A 23,432-nucleotide genomic window follows, 5' to 3' on the forward strand; every position below is an offset into this window, starting at 1 on the left:
CGGACCCGCTCGCTAGCGTCTACGTCACAGACGGTGTCTTCCTAGACAGGAGCCTGTGATGCTCATCGACTGCTCAAGCTGCGCGGTGCGCGGCGCGGCGTGCCGAGGGTGCTTCGTCAACGCGCTGCTCGACGCTCCGGCCGAGATCGAGGGCCTCGATGCCGACGAGCTACGCGCGATCGAGGTGTTCGCGCGGGCCGGCTTCGAGGTCGAGGTGGTCAGCGCGCAGCCGGCCGCGCTACGGATGGTGCGGCCCCGCTCGCGATCCGGGTTTCGGGTCGCCTGATCGCTGACGATCCGGAGCCCGGATCGCCTGACCTTTACTATGATCCGATGCTCGCGGGAGTGACCGGAAGGCGCGTTGCCGCGTCAGCGGCAAGGTGCCTGAGGACCGGAGGAGGCATTGCCTGGTGACGCCACGGTGGTGGGCGGTGGTCGCCTTCTGCGTGCTCGCGGTCGCCCTGGCGGTGACCGTCGTCGTGCTGGTGCCCTGGCACCGGCCGCCCGCGCCGCGGGCCGACCAGGTCGCGGCGCTGCGGTCGCTGCCGGCCGAGCAGGTCGCCGCGGGCAAGGCCTTCCGCTCGGCATTGCGCCCCGCGGGCTACGGGAGCCTGCTGATCGGGCTGGCGGTGGCGCTGGCGCTGGGGCTCAGCCCGCTCGGTGCCCGGCTGATCGAGGCCGTGGGTCGGCCGTTCGGTGATCACTGGGTGGCTCAGGCCATCCTCGGCGCGTTCGCCGTGCTGCTGGTCGCCGACCTGGTCACCCTGCCGTTCGCCGCCTGGCGGCACACGGTGATGACCCGCTACGGCTTGTCGACCCAGGGCTGGGGTGGCTGGACGGTCGACCTGCTCAAGGGCTACGCCGTGTCCGCCGTGATCGGTGTGGTGGCGCTGCTGGGCTTCTACGCGATCACCCATTTCGCGCCGCGCTGGTGGTGGGCCTGGGGCGCGGCCGGTGCCGCGACGCTGGCGGTGCTGCTCTCGTTCGTGCTGCCGGTGCTGGTCGAGCCGGTGTTCAACAAGTTCACCCCGATGGCCGCCGGCCCACTGCGCACCGAGCTCATGCAGTTGGCCGAGACCGACGGCGTCCCGGTCCGCGACGTGCTCGTGGCCGACGCGTCCCGGCGCACCCGGGCGGTCAACGCCTACGTGTCCGGCCTCGGCCCGACCCGCCGCATCGTCGTCTACGACACCCTGCTGCGCGAGGCGCCACCGGCCGAGGTGGTCAGCGTCGTGGCACACGAGCTCGGGCACGCGAAAGACAACGACGTCCGCACCGGCACGCTGATCGGCGCGCTGGGCGCGGCGCTGGCGGTGGTCACCCTGTTCCTGCTGGGCGGCTGGACGGGCCTGCTGCGCACCGCCGGCGTCACCTCGATCGCCTCGCCCACGGCATTCGCGTTGCTGGTCGCCGTGGTCGCGGTCGCCGGCTTGGTCTCGTCACCGGCCCAGGCCCTGATCTCCCGGCGGGTCGAGATGCGGGCCGACGCGCACGCCCTGGCGTTGACGAACGACCCGACCACCTTCGAGGCGATGCAGAGCCGGCTGTCGTCGGTCAACATCGGCGACCCCGACCCGCCGCGCTGGGAATACCTCTTCGGCGCGTCCCATCCGTCCACCGTGGAGCGCATGGCCGCGGCCCGCGCCTACGCCCGCGGCGAAAGGCCCTAGACCGGTGAGTCGCACCCTGCTCGTCACCAACGACTTCCCGCCCCGCCCCGGCGGCATCCAGAAGTTCGTCCACCAGCTGGCGGTTCGGCAACCGGCCGGCTCGGTGGTGGTCTACTCGTCGACCTGGCGCGGCGCCGACAAGTTCGACGCCGACCAGCCCTTCGAGGTGGTCCGCGAGTCCACGGGGGTGCTCCTACCGACCCCGGCGGTCGCCCGCCGCGCGGCGGAGCTGGCCCTGGCACACGAGTGCGACACGGTCTGGTTCGGCGCGGCCGCGCCGCTGGGCCTGCTGGCCGACGGCCTACGCCGCCGGGCGGGCATCTCCCGGGTGGTCGCCCTGACCCACGGCCACGAGATCGGCTGGGCGGCCCTGCCCGGCGCCCGGGGCCTGCTCCGCCGCATCGCTCGCGGCGCGGACGTGATCACCTACCTGACCGACTACCAGCGCACCCGCCTGGAGCGCGCCCTGCACGGCCTGACCGACCTGCGCCGCCTGGCACCGGGCGTCGACGTCGACTTGTTCCACCCGGACGTCGACGGCAGCGCCGTCCGCGCCCGCCACGGCATCGAGAACCGCCCGGTCGTGGTCTGCGTCTCCCGGCTGGTGCCGCGCAAGGGCCAGGACGCCCTGATCCGGGCCATGCCCGCGATCATCAAGACGGTCCCGGAAGCCGTCCTCCTGCTGGTGGGCGGCGGCCCCAACCACGAACGCCTCCGCCGCCTGGCCACCTCGCTGGGCGTGACCGACCACGTGGTCATCACCCGCGGCGTCCCATGGGAAGAGCTACCGGCCCACTACGCGGCGGGCGACGTCTTCGCGATGCCCTGCCGCACCCGCAACCGCGGCCTCGACGTGGAAGGCCTGGGCATCGTCTACCTGGAGGCCTCAGCCACCGGCCTCCCGGTAGTCGCGGGCGACTCAGGCGGCGCACCGGACGCGGTCCGCGAGGGCGAAACAGGCTACGTAGTCGACGGCCGCGACATCACCCAGATCGCCGACCGCGTCACCACCCTGCTGTCCGACCCGACCCTGGCCCGCCGCATGGGCCAGGCCGGCCGAGCCTGGGTCGAACGAGACTGGCGCTGGCAAACCCAGGCCACCCGCATGCGCGCCCTACTGACCCCCTAGGACGCCATCCGGCGTCGATGCGGCGATCAGGGTGTGGCGAACTTTGTTCGTGCCGGAGGGCTACTCGGCGCGGAACAGGAACCAGCGGATGTCATCGAGTCCGTCCAGCGCGCGGGTGTCCACGTCGGACGGGTTTGCCTGCGACCGGGCGGCGAGGCTCTCCGCGAGGGCGACGGCCTTGGGGCTGAGCTGACCGAAGCGCCGGGCCGTGTGGCCCAGGCACAGGCCGGCCAGTCCGAGCAACGGACTGCCGGCCTGCGCCCGGGTTCCCACCTCGACGCACCACCCTTCGACGAACTCGGGGTCGTCGTCGTACAGCGCGATTCCCACCAGTACGTCCGCGGCCTCGCCCGGGTCGGTGTCCTCGCGTAGCGCCCGATCGAGGACCTCCGCCACGACGTCGTGGGGGAGGGCCGGCGGGTTCTCGTAGACGTTGTGGGTGTGCATCTGGCGGCCTGGTTAGAGGAGGTCGGAGTCGGGGCGCTTGCTGGCTACCAGGATGGCGTGCGGGGTCAGTTCGTCGTGGATCGGTTCACGGACCACGCGGACCTGCACGTCGAAGCCGGCCGCAGCCAGGAACGCGGCCACCTGGTCCGGTTGGCGGCGGCGGAAGACCAGGTCGATCTCGTGGCCCCAGGCCTCCGTGCGGTGCCGGGGCTCGTCGCCTACCTGGAAGGCCACCCACAGCAGGCCGCCGGAACGCAGCGCCCGGTGGAAACGGGCCAGTACCTCCGGCAGGACCTCGTCCGGGAGGTGAATCAGGGAGTAGTTGGCCAGCAGGCCCGCGAGACTCCCCGGCGCCTGGTTCAGGTCGAGCATCGAGCCCTCGGTGAAGGTGATGTCGGGGTTCTCCGCCCGCGCGATCGCGAGGAAGCCGGGGGTGAGGTCCAGGCCCGCGATATCGACACCGAGCCCGTGCAAGAAGCCGGTGGTCCGGCCGGGGCCACAGCCCACGTCGAGCACCGGGCCGTCACCGACGATCTCGGCGAACCAGGTCAGCAGCGCCCGGTGCAGCGGCCAACGCTCGAGCTCGTCGGCGAAGAGGTCGGCATAGCCGACGGCGATCGTGTTGTAGGACGTCCGGGTCTTGGTCACGAAGTCGGGTTCCAGCACGATCATGGACCTTACTCATGTGAGACGTGGGCCACGTCATGGCGCCGGGGTGGGTGATCGTGGCAACTTAGGTCCGTGGGCTCCTCCGCCGTCACCGGCCTCGTGGTGGCCGCCGCCGTGCTGGTGGTGGCGACCGTCTTCGGTGTGTGGCGCAACCGGCACGACGGCCGCCTGCGGCCCGTGGCCGCGGGAGCAGTCGCGCGCGACACCGACACACGCGCCTCGGGCGGAAGGGAACACCTGACCGCCACCAGCCACGACCGATCAGCCGCCGTCGGCAGCAACGCACCGGCCTCCGGGCACAACGGCGGCCCCGGATCGGCCGATGGCCGCGAAGCGGGTTTGGCCGGCGGCAGCGCGGCGGGTTTGGCCGATGGCCACGACGCGGGTTTGGCCGGCGGCAGCGGGGTGGGCTTCGCGGGCGGCAGCCGGGTGGGTTCGGTCGACGGCCTTGGGGCGGGTTCGGTCGATGGCCACGACGCGGGCTTGGCTGGCGTTGGCGGGAGCGTCCCGGCCGAGAGCGTGACATCAGGAGCGCTGGCACTGCCCAGCGACGACCGTCCCGCGACCCTGGCCACCGACAGCACCCACCCGGCGGTTGACCGGACGCTCCTGGACCTCGGCGTCGATCCGGCGACGCCGGTCACCCTGTTGCAGTTCTCGTCTGCCTTCTGCGCGCCCTGCCGGGTCACGCGGCGCGTTCTCGCGGACGTGGCCGCGATGGTCGACGGGGTCACCCACCTCGAGGTCGACGCCGAGAGTCACCTCGACGCCGTGCGCGCGCTGGACATCTGGCGTACGCCTACCACGTTGATCGTGGCCGGTGGGCGGGTCGTGCAGCGCGCCTCCGGCGTGCCGGCGAAGGCCCAGGTGGTCGCCGCCGTCGCGCCGATGATCGATCAGGCCGAGCGATGAACGACAAGCTCACCCGCCGTCGCACCGTCGACCTTGGACGTCTTGCCGCGAGTCTCTGTCGCTGAGCGACGAGACCAGCCCTGGCCCGACGAGACCCAACCCGAGGCATCCGATGCTGCTCGACCCCCGTGGCCCGCGCTTCGCCGCCGGCCTTACCGCGATCGTTTTCGTGCTTGTCCTGATTACCGGCGCGTGGTGGCTCGCGCTCGCGCAGGCCGTCGTCTTCGCCGTCACCGCGATCGACCCCCGCAAGGGTCCCTACTCGCTGCTCTTCCGCACGCTGGTGGCACCCAGGCTCAAGAAAGCCACCGAGCGCGAGCCCGCCGAGCCCGTGCGGTTCGCGCAGGCGCTCGGCGGGGTGTTCGCGATCGTGGCGGCCATCGGCTTCGGTGCCGGCGGCACTGCCGGCACGGCCGTCGGGATCACGGCGGCCGGGTTCGGGTTGGCCGCCGCGTTCCTCAACAGCGCCTTCGGGCTGTGCCTCGGGTGCGAGCTCTACCTGGCCACGCGCCGGATGACCGGGAGGCCGATGGCCGCCCGGGTCAGCACCGACGACTAGAACTTGGGCGCGTCCGGGGCCTCGAGCAGGCCCAGTCGCAGCGCGGTCATCAGGGCCTGGGCCCGGTTGGCGGCGCCGAGCTTCTCGTAGAGCTTCGAGATGTGCGTCTTGGCCGTCGACTCGCTGACGAAGAGCTGCTTGGCGATGCCGGCCACCGACATGCCGTCGGCGAGCAGGCGGAGCACCTGGCCCTCGCGCGGGGAGAGCTGCGGGCCCGACGGGGCCAGCCGGCGCTTCATCGCCTCCGCCAGGTCGGCCGCGGTGAACGCCGACGGCGACGACGCGGCGTGCCGGGCGGCGGCGACGACCTCGTCGGCCGGGGCGGTCTTCGGGACGAACGCGCTGGCGCCCGCCTCGAGCGCGCCGAACAGCTGGTCGTCGCCCGCGTACATGGTCAGCACGACGATGCCCATCGTCGCGCTCGACTTGCGCAGGGCGCGGGTCGCCTCGAGGCCGCTGCCGTCGGGGAGGCGCAGGTCCATGATCACGACATCGGGCTGCAGAGCGCCGGCCTGGCGTACGCCCTCGGCGGCGGTGGCGGCCTCGCCCACGACCTCGAACTGGCGGTCGCGCTCGAAGGCGTGCCGCAGGCCCTTGCGGATCAGGTCGTGATCGTCGACCAGGAGGACCTTGGTGCGAGTGGCCGGCGATGGGCTGGTCGTCATGCTCGGGTTACTCCCCTTCTGATGCGGTGACGCTATCGCGCACGCTACCGCGCCGCGGTGGTGTGCCGACTACCACCGCCACGGTCGTGCCGGACGGGCTTCGCGGACTGATCTCCAACCGGCCTCGGATACGTTCCGCTCTCTCCGCCATGATCGCAAGACCGTAACGGCCGTCTGGGCGCTGGTCGGCGATGCCCTGACCGTCATCCGACACTTCGATCTGTGCGTACGGCGGATCGATGGAACACGAGACCCACAGGTTAGTGGCTCCGGCGTGTTTTCGGGCGTTCGTGATCGCTTCCTGTGCGATCCGCAGGAGTTCGGCCTCCGTGGCCGCGGGGAGCCGGGCGGTCGACTCGTCGAGCGTGACGTGCACCCGCAGCCCACCCGAGGCACCGACCGTCCGCGCGTACTCGGAGATCGCCGCAGCCAGACCCCCCTGCCGGTCGACCTCGGACCGCAGCTCGAACAGTGACAACCGCAACTCGGTGATCACGCGTGTCACCTCGCCGCGCAACGTCCGGAGCTCCTCGGCGGTCTCCTTGGCGTCGTCGGGGAGCGTCGCGAGCGCGTTGTCAATCCCATATCCGACCATCACGAGCTCCTGCGCGACCCCGTCGTGGATCTCGCGGGCCAGCCGCTGCCGCTCCTCGTTGGTCGCCAGCGAGCGGACCTCGTCGAACAGCAGCGCCGCCTCCAGGCGCAGCGCGGCCGGACCGGTCAGCCCGGTCACCCGCTGCACCACGACCGGCGGGTAGGCGCCGGACACGTCGGCCTCGATGATCACCAATCCGACGGTACGCACGCCGGCCACCAGGGGCACCACCAGCGCGGACACGTCACCCCGACGGTGGGAGCGGGCCTGCGACCGGCTGGCCGTGTACGGCTGCTGGCTGGCCCACGCCTCGGCGATCGCGGAGTCCGCGTCGAGGCTGGTCTCCCAGTCGACCCGGTCGACGCCCGCCTGGGCGAGCACCACCAACCGCCCGCCGCCGCTGGCCGAGAGCACCGCCGCGCGGTCGGCCCGGGCCACCCCGCGCAGCTCCTCGACCAAGTGCTCGGAGATGCCACCGGGGTCGAGCGTGGCGCCGGGCAGCTGCCGGGCGACGCTGCGGAGCTGGGTCAACAGCCGGGTCGCCTCCGCGTACGGCTGGGGCCGTCCCGCCTTCTCCCGTTGCTGCATGATCCGCTGCAGGGTGGACGCCGCCAGCGTGCCGAGCGACGCCAGGATCAGCCATTGGGCCGCGACGACCAGGTAGCCGGGCTTGGCGATCAGCGGATCGTCGCCGGTCGAGCTGATCGCGCCGCCGACGACGAGCGCCAGCGTGGCCGTGCCGAGCAGCGCGGCGCTCTCCCGGGACCGCCGGCGCAGCGCCGTCACGGTCAGCGGGACCGACAGGTACGGCAGCAGCGCGGCCGCGCCGATGCCCTGGCCGAGCGCGTTGCTCGCGGTGTGCTCGGCGACCTGGCTGGCCCCGATGCCGACCACGATCACCTCGGCGAACCGCCCGAGCGGGGCGAGCACCGGGTGCCGGGGCGCGATCACGGCGGGCAGCCCGGCGACGATCAGCAGCGCGACCCACCACAGCTGTTCCAGCTGTTGCGTGGTGAGCAGCACGAGGACAGCGACGAGCGCGAGCATCACGATCCGCGCGGCCACGGCGAGCGGGTGGGCGCGGATCGGCGTCGGTGCGGGCGCCTCAGGGGTCATCGGCGATAGATCTCGTCAATCTCGGCCTGGTGCGTCTTGATCACGACGCTCCGCTTGACCTTGAGCGACGGCGTCAGCTCGCCGGTCGCCTCGGTGAAGTCCGCCGGCAGGATGCGGAACTCCTTGATCGCCTCGGCGTGCGAGACCGCCTTGTTGGCGTCGTCGACCGCGCTCTGCACCTCGGCCCGCAGCTTCTCGTCGGTGCGCAGGTCGGCCACCGAGGTGTCGGCCGGCAGCCCCATCGACTCCAGCCAGCGGGGCAGCGACTCCGGGTCGATCGTCACCAGCGCGGCGATGAACGGCTGCCGGTCGCCGACCACCATCGCCTGGCTGACCAGGTAGTGGGCCCGGATCCGGTCCTCCAGCACCGCCGGCGCGACGTTCTTGCCGGCCGCGGTGACGATGATCTCCTTCTTCCGGCCGGTGATGCTCAGGAAGCCGTCGTCGTCGAGCTCGCCCAGGTCACCGGTGGCGAACCAGCCGTCGTCGCCCCGCACCTCGGCGGTCGCGGTCGGGTTCCGCCAGTACTCCTTGAACACCAGCGGGCCCTTGACCAGGATCTCGCCGTCGTCGGCGACCCGGACGGTGACGCCGGGCAGCGGGCGGCCGACGGTGCCGATGCGGGTGGCGCTCTCCAGGTTGGCGGCGATCGCCGGGGAGGTCTCGGTGAGGCCGTAGCCCTCGTACACGGTGACGCCGATGCCGCGGAAGAAGTGCGCCAGGCGGGCGCCGAGCGGGGCGCCGCCCGAGATCGCCCGGGTGCACTTGCCACCCATCGCGGCGCGCAGCTTGCCGTACACCAGCTTGTCGTAGAGGGCGTGCTGCATGCGCAGCGCCAGCCCGGGACCGGAGCCTTCCATCGCGGTCGAGTACGCGATCGCGACCTGCTCGGCCTTGTCGAAGATGGCGCCCTTGCCCGAGGCCGCCGCGCGCTGCTTGGCCCCGGTGTGCACCTTCTCGAACACCCGCGGCACGGAGAGCAGGAACGTCGGCTGGAAGTCCTGGAGGTCCGCGACCAGCGTCTTGGTGTCGGGCAGGTGGCCCATCGTGGCGCGGGCGTGCACCATGCCGATCTGGATCAGCCGGGCGAAGGAGTGCGCGAGGGGCAGGAAGAGCAGTGTCGAGCCGCCCTGGTGGAACAGGTCCGGCAGCACCGGCACCGCGTTGGCGATGTCGGACAGCAGGTTGCGGTGGGTGAGCACGCAGCCCTTGGGCCGGCCGGTCGTACCGCTGGTGTAGATGATGGTGGCGATGTCGTCGGCGGTGGACGTGCGCCGCTGCTCCTCGATGACGGCGGCGTCGACGGTCGCGCCGCGCTCGCGGAGCTGGTCGAGGTCGTCGGACTCGATCCGCCACACCTCGGCCAGGTCGGGCAGGTCGGCGCGGATGCCGGCCACGAGAAGAGCGTGGGCGTCGGTCTCGACGAACAGCGCGACCGCGCCGGAGTCCTCGAGCATCCAGCGGACCTGCTCGGCGCTCGACGTCTCGTAGACCGGGACGGTGACCGCGCCGACCGACCAGATCGCGTAGTCGACCAGCGTCCACTCGTACCGCGTGCGGCTCATCAGCCCCACGCGTTGACCAGGCTGGATGCCCGCGGCGACCAGGCCGCGGGCGAGCGCGACGACCTCGTCCCGGAACTGCCCACAGGTGACGTCGAGCCATTCGCCACCGCGGCGGCGCCGGAACTGCACCGCGTCGGGTGCCTCGACGGCGTTGTCCCAGACCGGATCGGTCAGGTTCGCCGCGTCCCCGATCGTCACGACGGGGGGAACGGAGAATTCGCGCACCTGGCCTCCTACAGAACGCGATCAGCTAAATGCAACCTACCCGTATCGACATCGAGTCCGACCCGGGGGACCAGCGAGCCGTCAGCCGGTCGGCGGCGCACAAAGAGGTAGCCTGCCCCACATGGCGGACTCCTCCACCCAGTCGATTGAGATCGACGCCACCCCGGCCCAGGTCGCGGCGGTGATTTGCGACTTCGCGCGCTACCCGGAGTGGACCACGGCGATGAAGTCGGTCGAGGTGGTCGAGGAATACGAAGACGGCTATGCGAGCCAGGTGCGGTTCGTGATCGACGCCGGCGTGCTGGTGGACGAATACACCCTCCAATATGAGTACGCCGAGGACATCTCGCGCATCGAATGGCATCTGGTCGCGCCGTCGAAGATGCAGAAGACGCAGAACGGTTCCTACGACATCGAACCGGTCGGCGAGCGTGGGAGCGAGGTCACGTACACGCTCGAAGTCGACCTGGCGGTGGGCATGCTTGGCATGTTCCGCAAGAAAGCCGAGAAGATGATCATGGATGCCGCCCTGAAACAGCTCAAGGGCCGGGTGGAGACCCTCTACCCGCGCGCCTGACCGGGCCCGCACCTACCTGAGGAACGACGATGGCACCGCAACCAGACCCATCCTCCGCCCGCGGCGAGGCCGAGCGCCTGGTCGCCGCCGCGCTGGCCATGGCGCGCCGCGCCGGCGACGGCCCGGGCCTCGCGGCCGGCATGAGCGCGCTCGGCTCGCTGACCGACGTGCTCGGCAGCGCCTTCGGCGGCGACCATCACCCATCCGGAGGTACGCAGACCGGAGCGGGGCCGAAGATCGCCACCGGCGACGCGGAGTGCTGCGTCTGCCCGATCTGCCGCGTGATCGTCGCGTTGCGCGACCCGAGCCCCGAGTTCGCCGAGCGGCTCGCGACCGGCGCCGGCGACTTCGCGGCCGGCGTGGCCAGCCTGCTCCGGGCGGTCAACAGCTCCACGGCCGTGCGGGATCCGCAGCCGCCGCCCCCGCCCGCTCCCCGGTTCTCCGACGACGAGATCTGGCGCGCGGCCACCCGTACCCGCGATGATGTTGGACCGGGCCCCGCGGCCGGTGACGTCTGGGCGGAGGCCACCGCGGCTGGGCGCGCGGCCGACGACGAGGTCGAGCCGCAGCGCAAGCCCGCGAAACCGATGGCCCGCAAGGCCGTCAAGCGGACGGCGCCACCGGCGCCACGGTCGGACGACGACGCCTGAGCGCGTTGCCCGGAAGACCACAGCACAGCAGAGGGGAGCGGCAGCGGTGACGCTGACCATCGGAGTCGACGTGGGTGGCACCAAGGTCGCCGGTGGGGTGGTCGACGAGAACGGGACGGTCGTCACGACCGTCCGGCGGGACACCCCCGCCGACGACGTCGCCCGCACCCGGGACACCATCGTCGAGGTCGCCGCCGAGCTGGCCGCAGCCCACCCGGCCACCGCCGTCGGCATCGGCGCGGCCGGCTGGATCGACGCCTCCCGCTCCACCGTGCTGTTCGCACCCAACATCGCGTGGCGCGACGAGCCGCTCCGCGACTACGTCAGCGACAAGGTCGGCCTGCCGGTCATCGTGGAGAACGACGGCAACGCGGCGGCCTGGGCGGAGTTCCGCTACGGCGCCGCGCACGACGCCGAGGACTCGATGGTGATGTTCACCATCGGCACCGGGGTCGGCGGCGCCATCGTGCTCGGCGGTGAGCTGGTCCGCGGCACCAACGGCATCGCGGCGGAGCTCGGCCACATGGGCCTCGTGCCCGGCGGGCACAAGTGCGGCTGCGGCCGGCTCGGCTGTATCGAGCAGTACGCGAGCGGCAACGCCCTGGTCCGGTTCGCCCGGGCCGGCGCCCGGCAGGAGCCGCACCGCGCGGAGCGGCTGCTCGCCCTGGCCGGCGGCGACCCCGACCGGGTCACCGGCCCGATGGTGACCGCCGCCGCCCAAGACGGCGACGAGGTGTCCCGCGAGGCGTTCGCCCAGATCGGCACCTGGCTCGGCATGGGCCTGGCCGACATGGTCCAGGTGCTCGACCCGCAGGTGCTCGTGGTCGGCGGCGGCGTGGTCGACGCCGGCGAGCTGCTGATGGGCCCGGCCCGAGCGTCCTACCAGGAGTCGCTGGCCCAGCGCGGCCGCTGGCCGGTCGCGGACCTGCGGGTCGCGAAACTGGGCAACGGCGCGGGACTGGTTGGTGCGGCCGACCTGGCCCGGCGTCGATGACAGCGCGCGTGCGGGTCGTCTCGTACAACATCCATAGCTTCAAAGACGACCTGCACGCGCTCGCCGGCGTGGTCGCCGACCTCGCGCCCGACGTGCTGATCGTGCAGGAGGGCGCCCGCCGGTTCCGCTGGCGGCAGAAGAACGCGGCCCTCGCCGACCAGTTGCGGATGGTGGTCGGCGGTGGCGGGCTCTGGTCGCTCGGCAACCTGGTGCTGACCACACTGCGGGTACGCGTGCTGGAGACCCGTGACGTCCGTTACCCCCTGGTCCCCGGGCACCACCTGCGCGGAGCGGTGTTCGCCACCTGCGCGGTGCCGGGCGCCCGGTTTGTGGTGACCGGCTCCCACCTGTCGACCGACCCGGCGGTACGCCCGGCGCAGGCGGCGGCGTGGCGGGCCGAGATGCGCCGCGGCGACCTGCCCGTCGTGGCGGCCGGCGACCTCAACGCGGAGCCCGGCGACCCGACCTGGGCCGCGGTCGCCGACGGGCTGCACATCGCGGGCACGGCACCGACCCACCCGTCCTCCGGACCGCGCCGCGCGATCGACGGCGTCTTCGTCGACAAGCGCATCGAGGTGGCCGGCTTCCGGGTGGTGGATTCCGCGCAGGCCCGCCGCGCCAGCGACCATCTACCGATCGCCGTAGATCTGGTGATACCCGACTAGACAAGACAAGGGTCAGTCGGAAGGATCGGGCGGTGTCCACCGCCAACGACAGCTTCGACCCCTCCACCACCCTCTGGCGCGACGGCCGCCCGGTCTACGACCGGCGTGACACGGTCTGCGTGGTCGGTGCCGGCGCCAGCGGCCTCGCCGCGGTCAAGAACCTGCGCGAGCACGGCTTCGGCGTCGACTGCTACGAGCGCGAGACCAGCGTCGGCGGCGCCTGGAACTGGCGGCACGACCGCAGCCCGATCTACGCCAACACCCACCTGATCTCGTCGAAGCCGTTCACCCAGTTCCCGGACTTCCCGATGCCGGACACCTGGCCGGACTACCCGCACCACAGCCAGTTGCTGTCCTACCTGGAGCGCTACGCCGAGCACTTCGACCTCAATCCGCACGTCTGGTTCGGCACCGAGGTGGTCAAGGTCGAGCCGGCCGACGACACGAGCTGGGACGTGACCACCCGCAGCGCCGGCGGAGCCGGTTCCGAGCGGACCCACCGCTACCTGGCCGTCGTGCTGGCCAACGGGCACAACTGGGCGCCGAAGCAGCCCGCCTACGAGGGGCTCGACGAGTTCCGGGGGCAGACGATGCACGCGTCCGCCTACAAGGACCCCAAGGAGCTGCGCGGCCGCCGGGTGCTGGTGGTCGGCGGCGGCAACACCGGGTGCGACATCGCGGTCGAGGCGGCCACGTCGGCGAGCCAGACCTGGCACTCCACCCGGCGCGGCTACTGGTACCTGCCGAAGTATCTGCTGGGCCGCCCGGCCGACCAGGTCAACGACCAGATGCAGGCGGCCCGGCTGCCGCTGGGCGTGCGACAGTGGCTGGCCGCCCGCACGCTGCGGCTCACCGTCGGCGACCAGGGCCGGTTCGGCCTGCCGAAGCCCGACCACAAGGTCTTCGAGACCCACCCGATCTCCAACAGCCAGCTGATGTACCACCTCGGCCACGGCACGATCACGCCCGTGCCCGACGTGCGGCGCTTCCATCGCTCCGCGGTCGAGCTGACCGACGGCCGGCAGGTCGAGCCCGACCTGGTCGTCTTCGCCACCGGCTACCTGCCCCGGTTCGAGTTCCTCGCGCCCGAGATCCTCGGCGCCGACGAGCACGGCCGACCCACGCTCTACCTGCACGCGTTCCCGCGCACGTACCCGACGCTCGCCGTGGCCGGCCTGCTGCAACCCGACTCCGGGCTGTTCCCGCTGGTGCACTGGCAGACCGTGCTGATCGCCCGCTGGCTGCGGCTGCGCGACCGCGACCTGGCCCGGGCGGCCGCGTTCTGGTCGCGTGCCTCGGCCGACGTGGGCAAGCGCTGGAACCGGGCCCGGGTCAAGGACTCGACGCGGCACTGGTTCGAGGTCAACCACATCGACTACCTGCGGGCCCTCCAGAGCGCCCTGGACGAGCTCTCCCCGGCCACTGCGACGGCAGCAAGGAGCACGCGATGACCTCCGTGCGGATCATGCGTAACCGCGACTGGGCCAACCCGGTGCCGCCGGCCCGCCGCGAGGTGCTCACCGCGACCCCCGAGCTGCCCGACGACAGCAAGCCGCCGGTGCTGTTCGTGCCGGGTTTCGGGCACGGCGCCTGGGCGTACGCGGAGCACTGGCTGGAGCACGCCGCCGGCCGCGGCTTCGCGGCCCACGCGGTCAGCCCGCGCGGCCACGGCAACAGCGAGCCGGCGCCGAAAGCCGAGCTCCGGGCGTACGCGCACGACGTCGTGCAGGTCGCCGCCGGCCTGCCGCGCCAGGCGGTCCTGGTCGGCCACGGCGCAGGGGCCCTCGTGGTGGCGCACGCGCTGGCCCGCTATCCCGCCCGCGCCGGCGTGCTGGCCGCGCCGGTGTTCGGCGGCTGGGCGACGCTGGGTCTGGCGCTGCGGCACAACCTGTTCGGCACGCTGCCGGGCGCGTTCGGCGGCAAGGTGCGGGTTGGCCGGCGGCAGTTGTTCAGCCGCGACCTGCCGGAGCCGGTCGCGCGCGACTACCTGAAGCGGATCGGCCACGCCTCGCGGCGCGCCCAGTGGGAGCTGCTGCGGTCGCGGGCGCCGGAGGAGCCGGTCGGCGCCCCGCCGGTGCTGGTGGTCGGCACGCCCGACGACCGGGTGGTGCCGCGGTCGGCGCTCGACCGGGTGGCCGCGCGCTACGGCGGTGCGCCGCTGCTGTTCCCGGGCATGGGCCACGACCTGATGCTCGACGCCCGCTGGCCGGAGCCCCTGGACGCGATCCTGGACTGGCTGGAGAAGGGCGACCACTAAGAGGAGGCGCGGACCACCAGCGTCGGCTCGAAGACCACCGCGGCCGTCTCGCGCCCGGGGTTGTCGATGTGCGCCATCAGCAGGCGGGCCGCCTCGGCCGCCATGTCCTCCAGCGGCTGGCGCACCGTCGTGAGCTGCGGGCGGGCGGCCAGCGCGGCGCTGCTGTCGTCGAAGCCGACGACCGCGATCTCGTCGGGCACCCGGCGGCCGAGCTCGTGCAGCGCGGCCAGACCGCCCTGGGCCATCAGGTCGTTGGCCACGAAGACGCCGTCGAGGTCCGGGTTGTCGGCGAGCAGCTCGCGCATCCCGCGTTCGCCGCTCTCGTGCGTGAAGTTGCCGATGACGGACGGCACGAAGGACTGACCGAGCCGGGCCATCGCCGCGCGGAAGCCCGCGCTGCGGTCGACGCTGGCCGGCACGTCGATCGGACCCGTGATCATGCCGACCCGGCGCCGGCCCCGGGACACCAGGTGCTCCGCGGCGAGCGCGGCGCCCCGGTCGTTGGCCACGTCGACGTGGCTGATCGGCACGGGCCGGGCCGGGCGACCGATCACCACGCCGGCCAGCCCGGCGTCGGCGAGGAGCTGGGGGAGCGTGTCACCGGGGTGCAGCGACAGCACCACCGAGCCGTCGGCCTGGCCCTGGCGCAGGTCGCCGACGAGCTGGCCGCGGGCCTGGTCGGCGCCCACGAGCTGGAGCGCGAGCTGGATGCCGGCCGGGCGCAGCGCGCTCATCAGGCCGCCGACGACCCGGCCGAAGAACGGGTCGCTGAAGAAGCGGCTCATGAACGGGTCGTCGTCGTGGCTCTCCGAGTCCGAGACGACCAGGGCGATCGTGCCGGTGCGCCGGGTGACCAGCGAGCGGGCGGCGCGGTTGGCCACGTAGCCGGTGGCGTTCACCGCGTTCCACACGACCTCGTGCAGCTCGGGGTTGACGTTGCGGATGCCGTTGATGACGCGGGAGACCGTGGCCCGGGAGACCCCCGCGAGCCGGGCCACGTCCTCCAGGGTCGGCAGGCGTGCGTTGTCGGTGGTCACGTCGCGCGTCGGCCCTCTCGTGTCGAACCGGCGGGCGGAGAGCGCTCTCCGCCCGCCTGGTGAAGCCAACGCTAGCAGGGAGGCGGTCCGCCACCCATCCGAGATCACCGATACACGCCGAACTCCCACAGCGAATACCCGTACGCGGTGGCCCGGGTCTGTCCGTTCATCCGGACGTAGCGGCCCGTGCCGGTGATCGCGAGGCTGTCGAAGCCCCCGTTGCCGCTCGTCGTCGCGTACACCGTGGTCCAGGTGTTGCCGTCGTTCGAGGTCTGCACCTGGTAACCGGTTGCGTAGGCGGCCTCCCACGCGAGCTGCACGTGGTTGAAGGACTGCACCGAGCCGAGGTCCACCCGCACCCACGCCGTCGGCACCCACTCACTGGCCCAGCGGGTGGCGTAGTCGCCGTCGACGGCGTACGCAGGAAGCTGCGGGCCGTTGGTGCCGGTCGGCTGGTACGTCGACGCGGTCACCGGCCGCCCCCGGGCGATGTTGGTGCCCGCGACCGTCGGCGGCACGACCCTGAACGACCGCTGCTCGATGCCGACGTTGCCCTGGCCGTCGAACGCGTAGACGTAGACCTTCCACACGCCGAGCTGCTCGGGCGCCCGCACCGAGAACGTGCCGTTGCCGGTCTCGGTGAACGTGACGTTCGAGAAGCCCGTACCGCCGGTGATGTGCTTGTTGCTGAACATCAGGTTGTAGCGGACCAGGTCGCCCTGCGGGTCGGTGGCCGCGACCGACACCGGGAACGTGCCGCCCGCTGGCACGGCCGTCTGTGAGCCGACCGTCATCGTGGTGATCTCGGGCGGGGTGTTCGGAGCGGGTTGGCCGGAGTACGCCTGCCGCAGCGCGTGGTAGCCCAGCCGGCGCCAGCCGCCCGTGGTCACGTTGAGCCAGACGCCGCCGAAGTCGTTCTCGAGGCCGTAGTGGAACTCGGTGGCACCGAGCGCGACGCCCGGGTGCGACTTGATCGCCGCCCAGCTCGCCGCGTAGCCGGCCCGCTTCTCGAGGTCCGACGGCTCGTCCGGCACGCCGTTGACGTCGTTCGGGACCTCCCACTCGCCGTCGGGTCCGGCCTCGGTCACGATGTACGGCTTGGTGTAGCCGCCCGCGATCCAGTCGTTCTTCACCCCGCCGATGGCGCCGTACGAGTTGACCGCCAGCAGGTCGAGCGCCGGCGAGTACGGCTTGTAGTAGGTCCACGCGTGGGTGTACGCGTCGGTCGAGGTGACCGGGTGGTTGGGGTCGGCGGCATGGATCGCCACCGCGACCTCGTTGACGAACCGGGCGTACGCCACCCGCCGCGCCTCGACCACGTCCGGTGCGAGCCCGTGGTCCTGCATGGTCAAGATGACCTCGTTGCCGACGTCCCACATGAGCACGCCCTGGCGGCCCTTGAGCGCGTTGACCCGGGCGACGATCTCGGCCTTCACGGTGTTCTTGTACGCGGTGTCGTTGACATAGTCGGCACCCTGGTTCAGCCAGTGCCCGACGATCACCTTGATGCCCTGGCGGGCGGCGGCGTCCAGCAGCACCGGGGTCTGCGCGTCGTCGACGCCCCAGGTGCGGATGGTGTTGACGCCCATGTTCTTCAGATCGCGCAGATAGCCGTCGGCGGCACCCTGCGGCGGGCCGTAGGTGAGCCCGCGGACCTCCCACGGCGCCCCGTTGACCTGGAGCTGCCAGTTGCCCTGGGTCCCCGTGACCCGCACGACGCTGGGACCGGCCGGCACCGCCGGGTCGGTCATCGCCGCCGGCGTGGTGCCGGTGGCCCGGGCGACCGAGACCGAGTCGACGCTGAGCACGCCGCCCGAGGTGGTGTCCGGCGTCGGGACGGTGAAGCCGGCGATGCCGCTCGGGTAGAGGCCACCGATGGCCAGGTCGAAGCGCAGGTAGAAGCCGTGGTGCACGGCCGCCTGCCAGGCGGTGACGCCGACCTGGCTCTCGCGGACCACCCAGGTCTGCCGGCCGTCGAGGTAGAACCGGATCTCCTCGTCGGTCTTCGTGCGGTCGATCACCTGGCTGTACTCGTGGTAGCCGCTCTGGCAGCCGGTGCAGGACGCGAGCCCGCTGGTGCGGCCGTTGTACTCGCCGCACGGGCCGTCGGGCGCGGTGCCGCAGTGCAGCGTCTGGGAGAGCTGGTTGCGCCCGTTGACGCCGCTCATGATGTCGGTCTCGCCGATGCCCGGCCAGTTGGTGAAGTTGCCCCGGAACGCGGCGCCGGTGGCCCGGAACGCCGGCCAGTAGCCGAGGCCGTTGGCGACGTCCGGCTGCTTCAGCACCGCGCTGAACCGGGTGAGCTGGCCGGGCTGCGGCGCGAAGTCGGTGCGCTGGGTCTCGATGCGACCCGAGGTCCAGTTGCCGGCGCCGTCCCGCGTCGCGCGGATCGCGAGCCGGCCGGCGCCGTCGAGGGTGGCATTCGCCGCGCTGGCGGTCTCGACCGAGCCGGTGCCCCAGTTCGCCGCGCCGCCCGGGTACTGCGTGCCCGTGCGGACCAGCCAGTTGGCGGCGTTGGGCGCGGCGTTGGCGGCGCCGGTGAAGTCGTCGCTCCAGATCGTCTGCCAGGTGCCGGGGTCGGGATCGGGGTCCGGGTTCGTGGTGCCGCCGGTCGTGAAGACCTGGAGCTCCCACAGCGAGTAGCCGTAGCCGGAGCCGCGGGCCGTCCCGTACATCCTTATGTACCGCCCGGTGCCGCTGACGTTCAGCGTCTGCGTGCCGCCCGTGCCGGTCGTCGTCGCGTACACGTCGGTCCAGGTGGTGCCGTTGGTCGAGGTCTGGATCTGGAACGCGCGCCCGTAGGCGCCCTCCCACTGCAGGACGACCCGGCAGACGGCCTGGCTGGAGCCGAGGTCGACCTGGATCCACTGTGGATCGGCGAAGACGCTCGACCAGCGGGTGCCGGGGTTGCCGTCGACGGCCATGGTCGCCTCGACGCCGGCGCCCTCGGTGGTCGACGCGGTGGCCGGTCGGCCCTGCGCGGCGTTGGTGGTGCCACAGGTGCCCGGGTTCGGGTTGGTGCCGCCGATCGTGCCGTGCACCTGGAACTCCCACAGCGAATAGCCGTAGCCGCTGTTGCGGACCGTGCCGTACATCCGGACGTAGCGCCCGGTGCCGGTGACGTTCAGCGTCTGCGTGCCGCCCGGGCCGGTCGTCGTCGAGTAGATGTCGGTCCAGGTCGTGCCGTTCGGCGAGGTCTGGATCTGGAAGGCCCGGGCGGACGCGCCCTCCCAGTTCAGCGTGATCTGGGTGATCGAGGCGGTGGCACCGAGGTCGACCTGGATCCACTGCGGATCCGACCAGGCCGAGCCCCAGCGCGTGGCCGGGTTGCCGTCGACGGCGGCGGAGGCGGGCAGGTCGGCGCCCTGCGCGGAGGACGCGGTCGCCGGTTTGCCCTGCGAGATGACGGCGTCGGCCGCGCTGGCCGGGGTAGGTGCGGCCACGGTGAGTCCGGTGACGAGGAGAAGGACGGCCGTGAGCAGGCGAGGTTTCACGGGGGACTGCCTTTCCGGAGAGGGGACGGAGCTCTTTGGAGAGCGCTCTCCAGTGCTGGCAGTGTTGCGCTCGACATTCATCGATGTCAAGGCATGCGGGGTTGACAGGAGATCGGTCGGTACCGGACGCTGGTCTCGATTCGGAGAGCGCTCTCCAAGGGAGTGATCAGATGGCTTTCCCGTCCACCTTCTGGTGGGGCGCGGCCACCGCCGCGTACCAGGTCGAGGGCGCCGTGGCGGAGAACGGCCGGGTGCCGTCCATCTGGGACACGTTCGCGGCGCGGCCGGGTGCCGTAGTCAACGGCGACACGGGTGCCGGCGCGGCCGACCACTATCACCGGATGGCTGACGACGTCGAGCTGATGGCGTCGCTGGGCCTGACCGCCTACCGGTTCTCGGTGTCCTGGCCCCGCGCGGCCGACCTCGGCTTCTACGACCGGCTGTGCGACGCGCTGCTCGCCCGCGGGATCCGGCCGGTCGCGACGCTCTACCACTTCGACCTGCCGCAGTGGGTCGAGGACGAGGGCGGGTGGACCAGCCGCGACACGGCGTACCGGTTCGCCGAGCACGCGGCGGCGGTGGGGAAGCGGATCGGCGACCGGGTCGCGATGTGGAACACCCTCAACGAGCCGTGGTGCTCGGCCTTCCTGGGTTACGGCACCGGCGTGCACGCGCCAGGGCGGCGGGCCGACCCGTTCGCGGCCGTGCACCACCTGCTGCTGGCGCACGGGCTGGCGGTGCCGGAGCTCCGGTCGGCGTCGCCCGACTCGATCGTCGGCATCGCGCTCAACGCGGGGACGGTGCGGGCGGTCACTGACTCACCGGCCGACGTGGACGCCGCGCGCCGGATCGACGGCCTGCTCAACCGGATCTTCTTCGACCCGGTGCTGCGGGGTTCCTACCCGGCCGACGTGCTCGCCGACACCGAGGGGGTGACCGACTGGGCGTTCGTGCGCGACGGCGACCTCGCGACGATCGGGGCGCCGCTGGACGCCCTGGGGGTCAACTACTACCAGCCAGACCTCGTCGGTGCCGCGGTTTCCCCTGTCGACGACGGCAGCCCCTACCCGACCGGCGGCCGCGTCGTGCACCACCAGGCGCCCGGCCCGGTGACCGAGATGGGCTGGCCGATCGACCCGACCGGGCTGCGCGACATGCTGCTGCGGGTCACCGCCGACTACGGGCCGCTGCCGTTGTACGTCACCGAGAACGGCGCCGCCTTCGCGGACACCGTCGTCGACGGTCGGGTGCCCGACGTCGACCGGATCGACTACCTGCGGACCCACCTGGAGGCGGCGGAGGAGGCGATGGCGGCGGGCGTCGACCTGCGGGGCTACTTCGCCTGGTCGCTGCTCGACAACTTCGAGTGGGCGCTCGGCTACGGCAAGCGGTTCGGGCTGGTGCACGTCGACTACGAGACGTTCACGCGTACGCCCAAAGACAGCGCTTTCTGGTATCGCGACCTGATCCGCGCTAGTCGATCGTGAGTCGGGCGGCCAGGCTGCCGGTGCGGTCGAGCGCGAGGAGGTAGGCGCGCGCCCAGGCCCGGATGTCGTGCACGCGCAGGTGGCCGCGCATCGCCCGCATCCGGTCCTCGACGTCGTCCGGGCCGGCCCGCATCGCGTGCATCAGCACCGCCTTGAGGCCGTCGAGGTCGTGCGGGTTGCACAGGTAGGCCTGGGTGAACTCGGCGGCCGCGCCCGCGAACTCGCTCAGCACCAGCGCGCCGCTGTCGTCCACCCTGGACGCGACGTACTCCTTGGCGACCAGGTTCATCCCGTCGCGTAGCGGGGTGACCGCCATGATGTCGGCGACCCGGTAGAGCGCCGCGAGCTCCGCCCGGTCGAACGGCTGGTTCAGGTAGTGGATCGCCGGCTCGCCGACCCGCCCGTACTCACCGTTGATCCGCCCGACCTCCCGCTCGACCCGCTCCCGCAGCGCCCGGTTGTGCTCGACCCGCTCGCGGTTGGGCACCACGACCTGCACCATCACGGTGTCGCGGACCTTGACCTGGCCGCTGTCGAGCAGCTCGCTGTAGGCCTTGAGCCGCTGCTCGATGCCCTTCGTGTAGTCCATCCGGTCGACGGACAGGATCACGTGCCGGGGGTCGCCGAGGTCGGAGCGCAGCTGCCGGGCCCGGGCGACCACGGGGCCGCTGGTGGCCAGCGAGCACATGTCGGCGGTGTCGATCGAGACGGGGAAGGCACCGACGCGCACGATCCGGTCGCCGACGGCGATGCGCCGGTCGCTGGCCTGCAACCCGAGCACCTTGACGGCGAGCTGGGCGAAGTTGTGCGCGGCCTGGGCGCGCTGGAACCCGACCAGGTCGGCGCCGAGGATCCCGCGGAGGAGCTCGGCCCGGCGGGGCAGCTGCATGAACAGCTCCGGCGGCGGGAACGGCACGTGCATGAAGAACCCGATGGTCAGGTCGGGCCGCAGCGCACGCAGAATCCCGGGCACCAGCTGCAGGTGGTAGTCCTGCACCCAGACGACGGCACCGGGCTCGGCCATCGCGGCGGCGGCCTCCGCGTAGCGCTGGTTGATCCGCTGATAGGCCTCCCACCAGCGGCGGTGATAGACGGGCTGCTCGACGGCGTCGTGGTAGAGCGGCCACAACGTGGAGTTGGCGAACCCCTCGTAGTGCTCGGCGATGTCGTCGGCGTCGAGCGGCAGGGAGTGCATGTGCACCCCGTCGAGGTCGGGCACCTGCCGCGCGGCCCCGGCCTGCCCGGCCCACCCGACCCAGGTGGCGGGACTCTTGCGCAGAATGGGATGCAGCGCACTGACCAGCCCACCGGGCGACCGCCGCCACTCACAGGCGCCGTCGGGCGCGACACTGTCATCGACGGGCAAACGATGTGCGACGACCACGAGGGCGCTTCTACGCATGGGGCAGCAGGCTCCGCTCAAGCGCTGACGACGGGGACAATCGTCATTCCTACTGACGCCACGTTACGCGACGATTACCACCCGGCGTGCCGGGGAGTAACTCAGTGTCCTATTTATACATAATAGAAATATTTACTCGGGCCCGCCTGGGTCACGACCGCCGCTCCCGCCAGACACCGCTCCGCTCCGCTCCGCTGCCAGGCCCGCAGCTGGTCACCCGATAGGAAGCGCCCGAGCGGCTCCGGATCGTCTCGTTCTTGCCAACCGCGGAGGTGGCAGCGTAGCGAAGCGGAGCGTTCTCTGGCGCCGGGAGCAGCGGTCGCGCCCCAGACGAACCCGAGTAAGAACGATCTGGCTCCAGACCTTTGTGATCCGGTTTTAGACCTTGGCGCCCTGGTCTGGGTCGTAGTCGTCTTCTTCGCCTCCGTGGCGGAGGCGGGAGACCAGGGTGACGAAGCCCGCGAGGATGGCCAGGAAGGCGATGACCGTCACGATCGAGCGGTCGATCGGGACCACGCCCGGGAACATGAAGAGCAGGAAGCCCAGGACGATGCCCAGGACGCCGGCCACCGCGTACTTCGAGATGCGGGGCAGGGGTGGTGGGGGCGGCGGGGTGTAGCCCTCGTCGTCGGTCGGCTCGCCCGGTAGGTCGTTGCCGAACGTGTCGAGGCCGTCGAGCAGGCTCGGGCCGTCGTCGGTGCGCGGGCCTACCGCGACGCCCGAGAAGTCGGTGGCCGACGGGCGGCGGGCGGGGGAGGAGCTCGGGGGCGGGTCGACCGGGCGGGTCGGGTCGGTCGGCGCCGAGAGGGTGCCGGCGGTCGAGTCGGGCGCCGGGAGGTTTTCCGAGGCCGGCCAGGTCGCGGCGGCGGGTTCCTTGTCCCAGCCTTCGACGATCTTCGCCCAGGCGGCTTCGACGTCCGGATCGTGCCCGTTCGTGCGGGCCGGCGCCGGCTCCTCGTCGGAGCCCAGCTTGGCCAGGTAGCCGCGGGCGGTCTCGAGGTGGGCGCTGTCGACGTAGAGCCGGTCGACGGGCCGCGCCGGCACCGTGGTGGTGCGGGTCACCGGGTTGAGGTCGGACGAGGGCTGGAGATAGGCGGCGATGCCGCCCGCACCGAGCACGTCCAGAATGTGCTCGCCGACCCGTGGGTCGACGTCGCCGGCCACAGCGAAGTCGGCCGCGTCGAGACCGTTGTCCCGCCGGCCACGGCGGGCACCACCCGCAGACACCTCATGTCCTCCTGCCTGGCGCATGGGGTCGCCCGCGCCGTGCCGCCAATCGTGACACGTGCGCAGCCCCTTCCAGTAGTCCGTTGTGGC

21 protein-coding genes are annotated in these 23,432 nt (G+C 72.1%); 12 read left to right on the forward strand and 9 right to left on the reverse strand.

What is annotated here, in order from left to right:
* The first annotated feature begins 58 nt into the window (after positions 1-58).
* From CHC05_RS20680 to CHC05_RS20690, 3 genes are all read left to right on the forward strand, one after another.
* Positions 59-286 carry a hypothetical protein gene (locus CHC05_RS20680; protein ID WP_089251302.1) on the forward strand — a complete coding sequence of 76 codons (228 nt, stop codon included), beginning with the start codon at positions 59-61 and terminating at the stop codon, positions 284-286.
* Between the two features lie 124 nt (positions 287-410).
* Positions 411-1,670 carry a M48 family metallopeptidase gene (locus tag CHC05_RS20685; protein WP_089251304.1) on the forward strand — a complete coding sequence of 420 codons (1,260 nt, stop codon included), beginning with the start codon at positions 411-413 and terminating at the stop codon, positions 1,668-1,670.
* Between the two features lie 4 nt (positions 1,671-1,674).
* A complete protein-coding gene (locus CHC05_RS20690) occupies positions 1,675-2,799 on the forward strand; it encodes a glycosyltransferase family 4 protein (protein WP_089251306.1) in 1,125 nt (374 codons plus the stop codon).
* A gap of 60 nt (positions 2,800-2,859) precedes the next feature.
* On the opposite strand, the gene CHC05_RS20695 is transcribed toward CHC05_RS20690, so the two are convergent.
* Positions 2,860-3,246 carry a hypothetical protein gene (locus CHC05_RS20695; RefSeq protein WP_179266293.1) on the reverse strand — a complete coding sequence of 129 codons (387 nt, stop codon included), beginning with the start codon at positions 3,244-3,246 and terminating at the stop codon, positions 2,860-2,862.
* 12 nt (positions 3,247-3,258) lie between these two features.
* Entirely contained in the window at positions 3,259-3,918 is a 660-nt protein-coding gene (locus CHC05_RS20700) for a class I SAM-dependent DNA methyltransferase (protein ID WP_089251308.1), read from the reverse strand.
* Positions 3,919-3,987: 69 nt separating this feature from the next.
* On the opposite strand from CHC05_RS20700, the gene CHC05_RS42565 reads away from it, so the two are divergent.
* A complete protein-coding gene (locus tag CHC05_RS42565; RefSeq protein ID WP_245871089.1) occupies positions 3,988-4,827 on the forward strand; it encodes a thioredoxin family protein in 840 nt (279 codons plus the stop codon).
* Between the two features lie 112 nt (positions 4,828-4,939).
* Positions 4,940-5,386: a DUF4395 domain-containing protein gene (locus CHC05_RS20710; RefSeq protein WP_089251310.1), complete on the forward strand. Its 447-nt coding sequence runs from the start codon at positions 4,940-4,942 to the stop codon at positions 5,384-5,386.
* On the opposite strand, the gene CHC05_RS20715 is transcribed toward CHC05_RS20710, so the two are convergent.
* Genes CHC05_RS20715 through CHC05_RS20725 form a run of 3 tightly spaced genes read right to left on the reverse strand, consistent with a single transcriptional unit; the run spans position 5,383 to position 9,552 of the window.
* Entirely contained in the window at positions 5,383-6,051 is a 669-nt protein-coding gene (locus tag CHC05_RS20715) for a response regulator transcription factor (protein WP_089251312.1), read from the reverse strand. The genes CHC05_RS20710 and CHC05_RS20715 overlap by 4 nt on opposite strands.
* Before the next feature lie 7 nt (positions 6,052-6,058).
* The gene (locus tag CHC05_RS20720) at positions 6,059-7,762 is read right to left on the reverse strand and encodes a sensor histidine kinase (protein WP_089251314.1); all 1,704 of its coding nucleotides are present in this window, start codon (positions 7,760-7,762) and stop codon (positions 6,059-6,061) included.
* Positions 7,759-9,552: an AMP-dependent synthetase/ligase gene (locus tag CHC05_RS20725; protein WP_089251316.1), complete on the reverse strand. Its 1,794-nt coding sequence runs from the start codon at positions 9,550-9,552 to the stop codon at positions 7,759-7,761. Before CHC05_RS20725 ends, CHC05_RS20720 begins: the two co-directional genes overlap by 4 nt.
* Positions 9,553-9,673: 121 nt before the next feature.
* Between CHC05_RS20725 and CHC05_RS20730 the strand changes: the two genes are divergently transcribed.
* Genes CHC05_RS20730 through CHC05_RS20755 form a run of 6 tightly spaced genes read left to right on the forward strand, consistent with a single transcriptional unit; the run spans position 9,674 to position 14,695 of the window.
* Positions 9,674-10,129, forward strand: coding sequence for an SRPBCC family protein (locus CHC05_RS20730; RefSeq protein ID WP_089251318.1), 456 nt, complete (start codon positions 9,674-9,676; stop codon positions 10,127-10,129).
* A gap of 29 nt (positions 10,130-10,158) precedes the next feature.
* Positions 10,159-10,779 (forward strand): hypothetical protein, encoded by a 621-nt coding sequence (locus CHC05_RS20735; RefSeq protein WP_089251320.1) that lies wholly within the window; start codon positions 10,159-10,161, stop codon positions 10,777-10,779.
* A 46-nt stretch (positions 10,780-10,825) separates the two neighbouring features.
* Positions 10,826-11,773 carry an ROK family glucokinase gene (locus tag CHC05_RS20740; protein ID WP_089251322.1) on the forward strand — a complete coding sequence of 316 codons (948 nt, stop codon included), beginning with the start codon at positions 10,826-10,828 and terminating at the stop codon, positions 11,771-11,773.
* Positions 11,770-12,438 carry an endonuclease/exonuclease/phosphatase family protein gene (locus CHC05_RS20745; protein ID WP_089251324.1) on the forward strand — a complete coding sequence of 223 codons (669 nt, stop codon included), beginning with the start codon at positions 11,770-11,772 and terminating at the stop codon, positions 12,436-12,438. The genes CHC05_RS20740 and CHC05_RS20745 overlap by 4 nt, the downstream gene beginning before the upstream one ends.
* 32 nt (positions 12,439-12,470) lie before the next feature.
* On the forward strand, positions 12,471-13,889 hold the full coding sequence (locus tag CHC05_RS20750; protein ID WP_089251326.1) for a flavin-containing monooxygenase: 1,419 nt from the start codon (positions 12,471-12,473) through the stop codon (positions 13,887-13,889).
* Positions 13,886-14,695 carry an alpha/beta hydrolase gene (locus tag CHC05_RS20755; RefSeq protein ID WP_089251328.1) on the forward strand — a complete coding sequence of 270 codons (810 nt, stop codon included), beginning with the start codon at positions 13,886-13,888 and terminating at the stop codon, positions 14,693-14,695. The genes CHC05_RS20750 and CHC05_RS20755 overlap by 4 nt, the downstream gene beginning before the upstream one ends.
* Here CHC05_RS20755 and CHC05_RS20760 read toward each other — a convergent pair.
* Entirely contained in the window at positions 14,692-15,732 is a 1,041-nt protein-coding gene (locus CHC05_RS20760) for a LacI family DNA-binding transcriptional regulator (RefSeq protein WP_089251330.1), read from the reverse strand. The genes CHC05_RS20755 and CHC05_RS20760 overlap by 4 nt on opposite strands.
* Positions 15,733-15,836: 104 nt before the next feature.
* Positions 15,837-19,226 (reverse strand): discoidin domain-containing protein, encoded by a 3,390-nt coding sequence (locus tag CHC05_RS20765; RefSeq protein ID WP_245871092.1) that lies wholly within the window; start codon positions 19,224-19,226, stop codon positions 15,837-15,839.
* 170 nt (positions 19,227-19,396) lie between these two features.
* Here CHC05_RS20765 and CHC05_RS20770 point away from each other — a divergent pair, with 170 nt between their 5' ends.
* Entirely contained in the window at positions 19,397-20,713 is a 1,317-nt protein-coding gene (locus CHC05_RS20770) for a GH1 family beta-glucosidase (protein ID WP_089251334.1), read from the forward strand.
* On the opposite strand, the gene CHC05_RS20775 is transcribed toward CHC05_RS20770, so the two are convergent.
* Complete coding sequence (locus CHC05_RS20775) at positions 20,700-22,115, reverse strand: alpha,alpha-trehalose-phosphate synthase (UDP-forming) (protein ID WP_089251336.1); 1,416 nt, start codon at positions 22,113-22,115, stop codon at positions 20,700-20,702. The two genes, CHC05_RS20770 and CHC05_RS20775, sit on opposite strands and share 14 nt — an antisense overlap.
* Positions 22,116-22,493: 378 nt before the next feature.
* Complete coding sequence (locus CHC05_RS20780) at positions 22,494-23,342, reverse strand: DUF308 domain-containing protein (protein ID WP_089251338.1); 849 nt, start codon at positions 23,340-23,342, stop codon at positions 22,494-22,496.
* Between the last annotated feature and the right edge of the window lie 90 nt (positions 23,343-23,432).

It is taken from the genome of Asanoa hainanensis, from assembly GCF_900188485.1.
Taxonomy (GTDB): Bacteria; Actinomycetota; Actinomycetes; order Mycobacteriales; family Micromonosporaceae; genus Asanoa; species Asanoa hainanensis.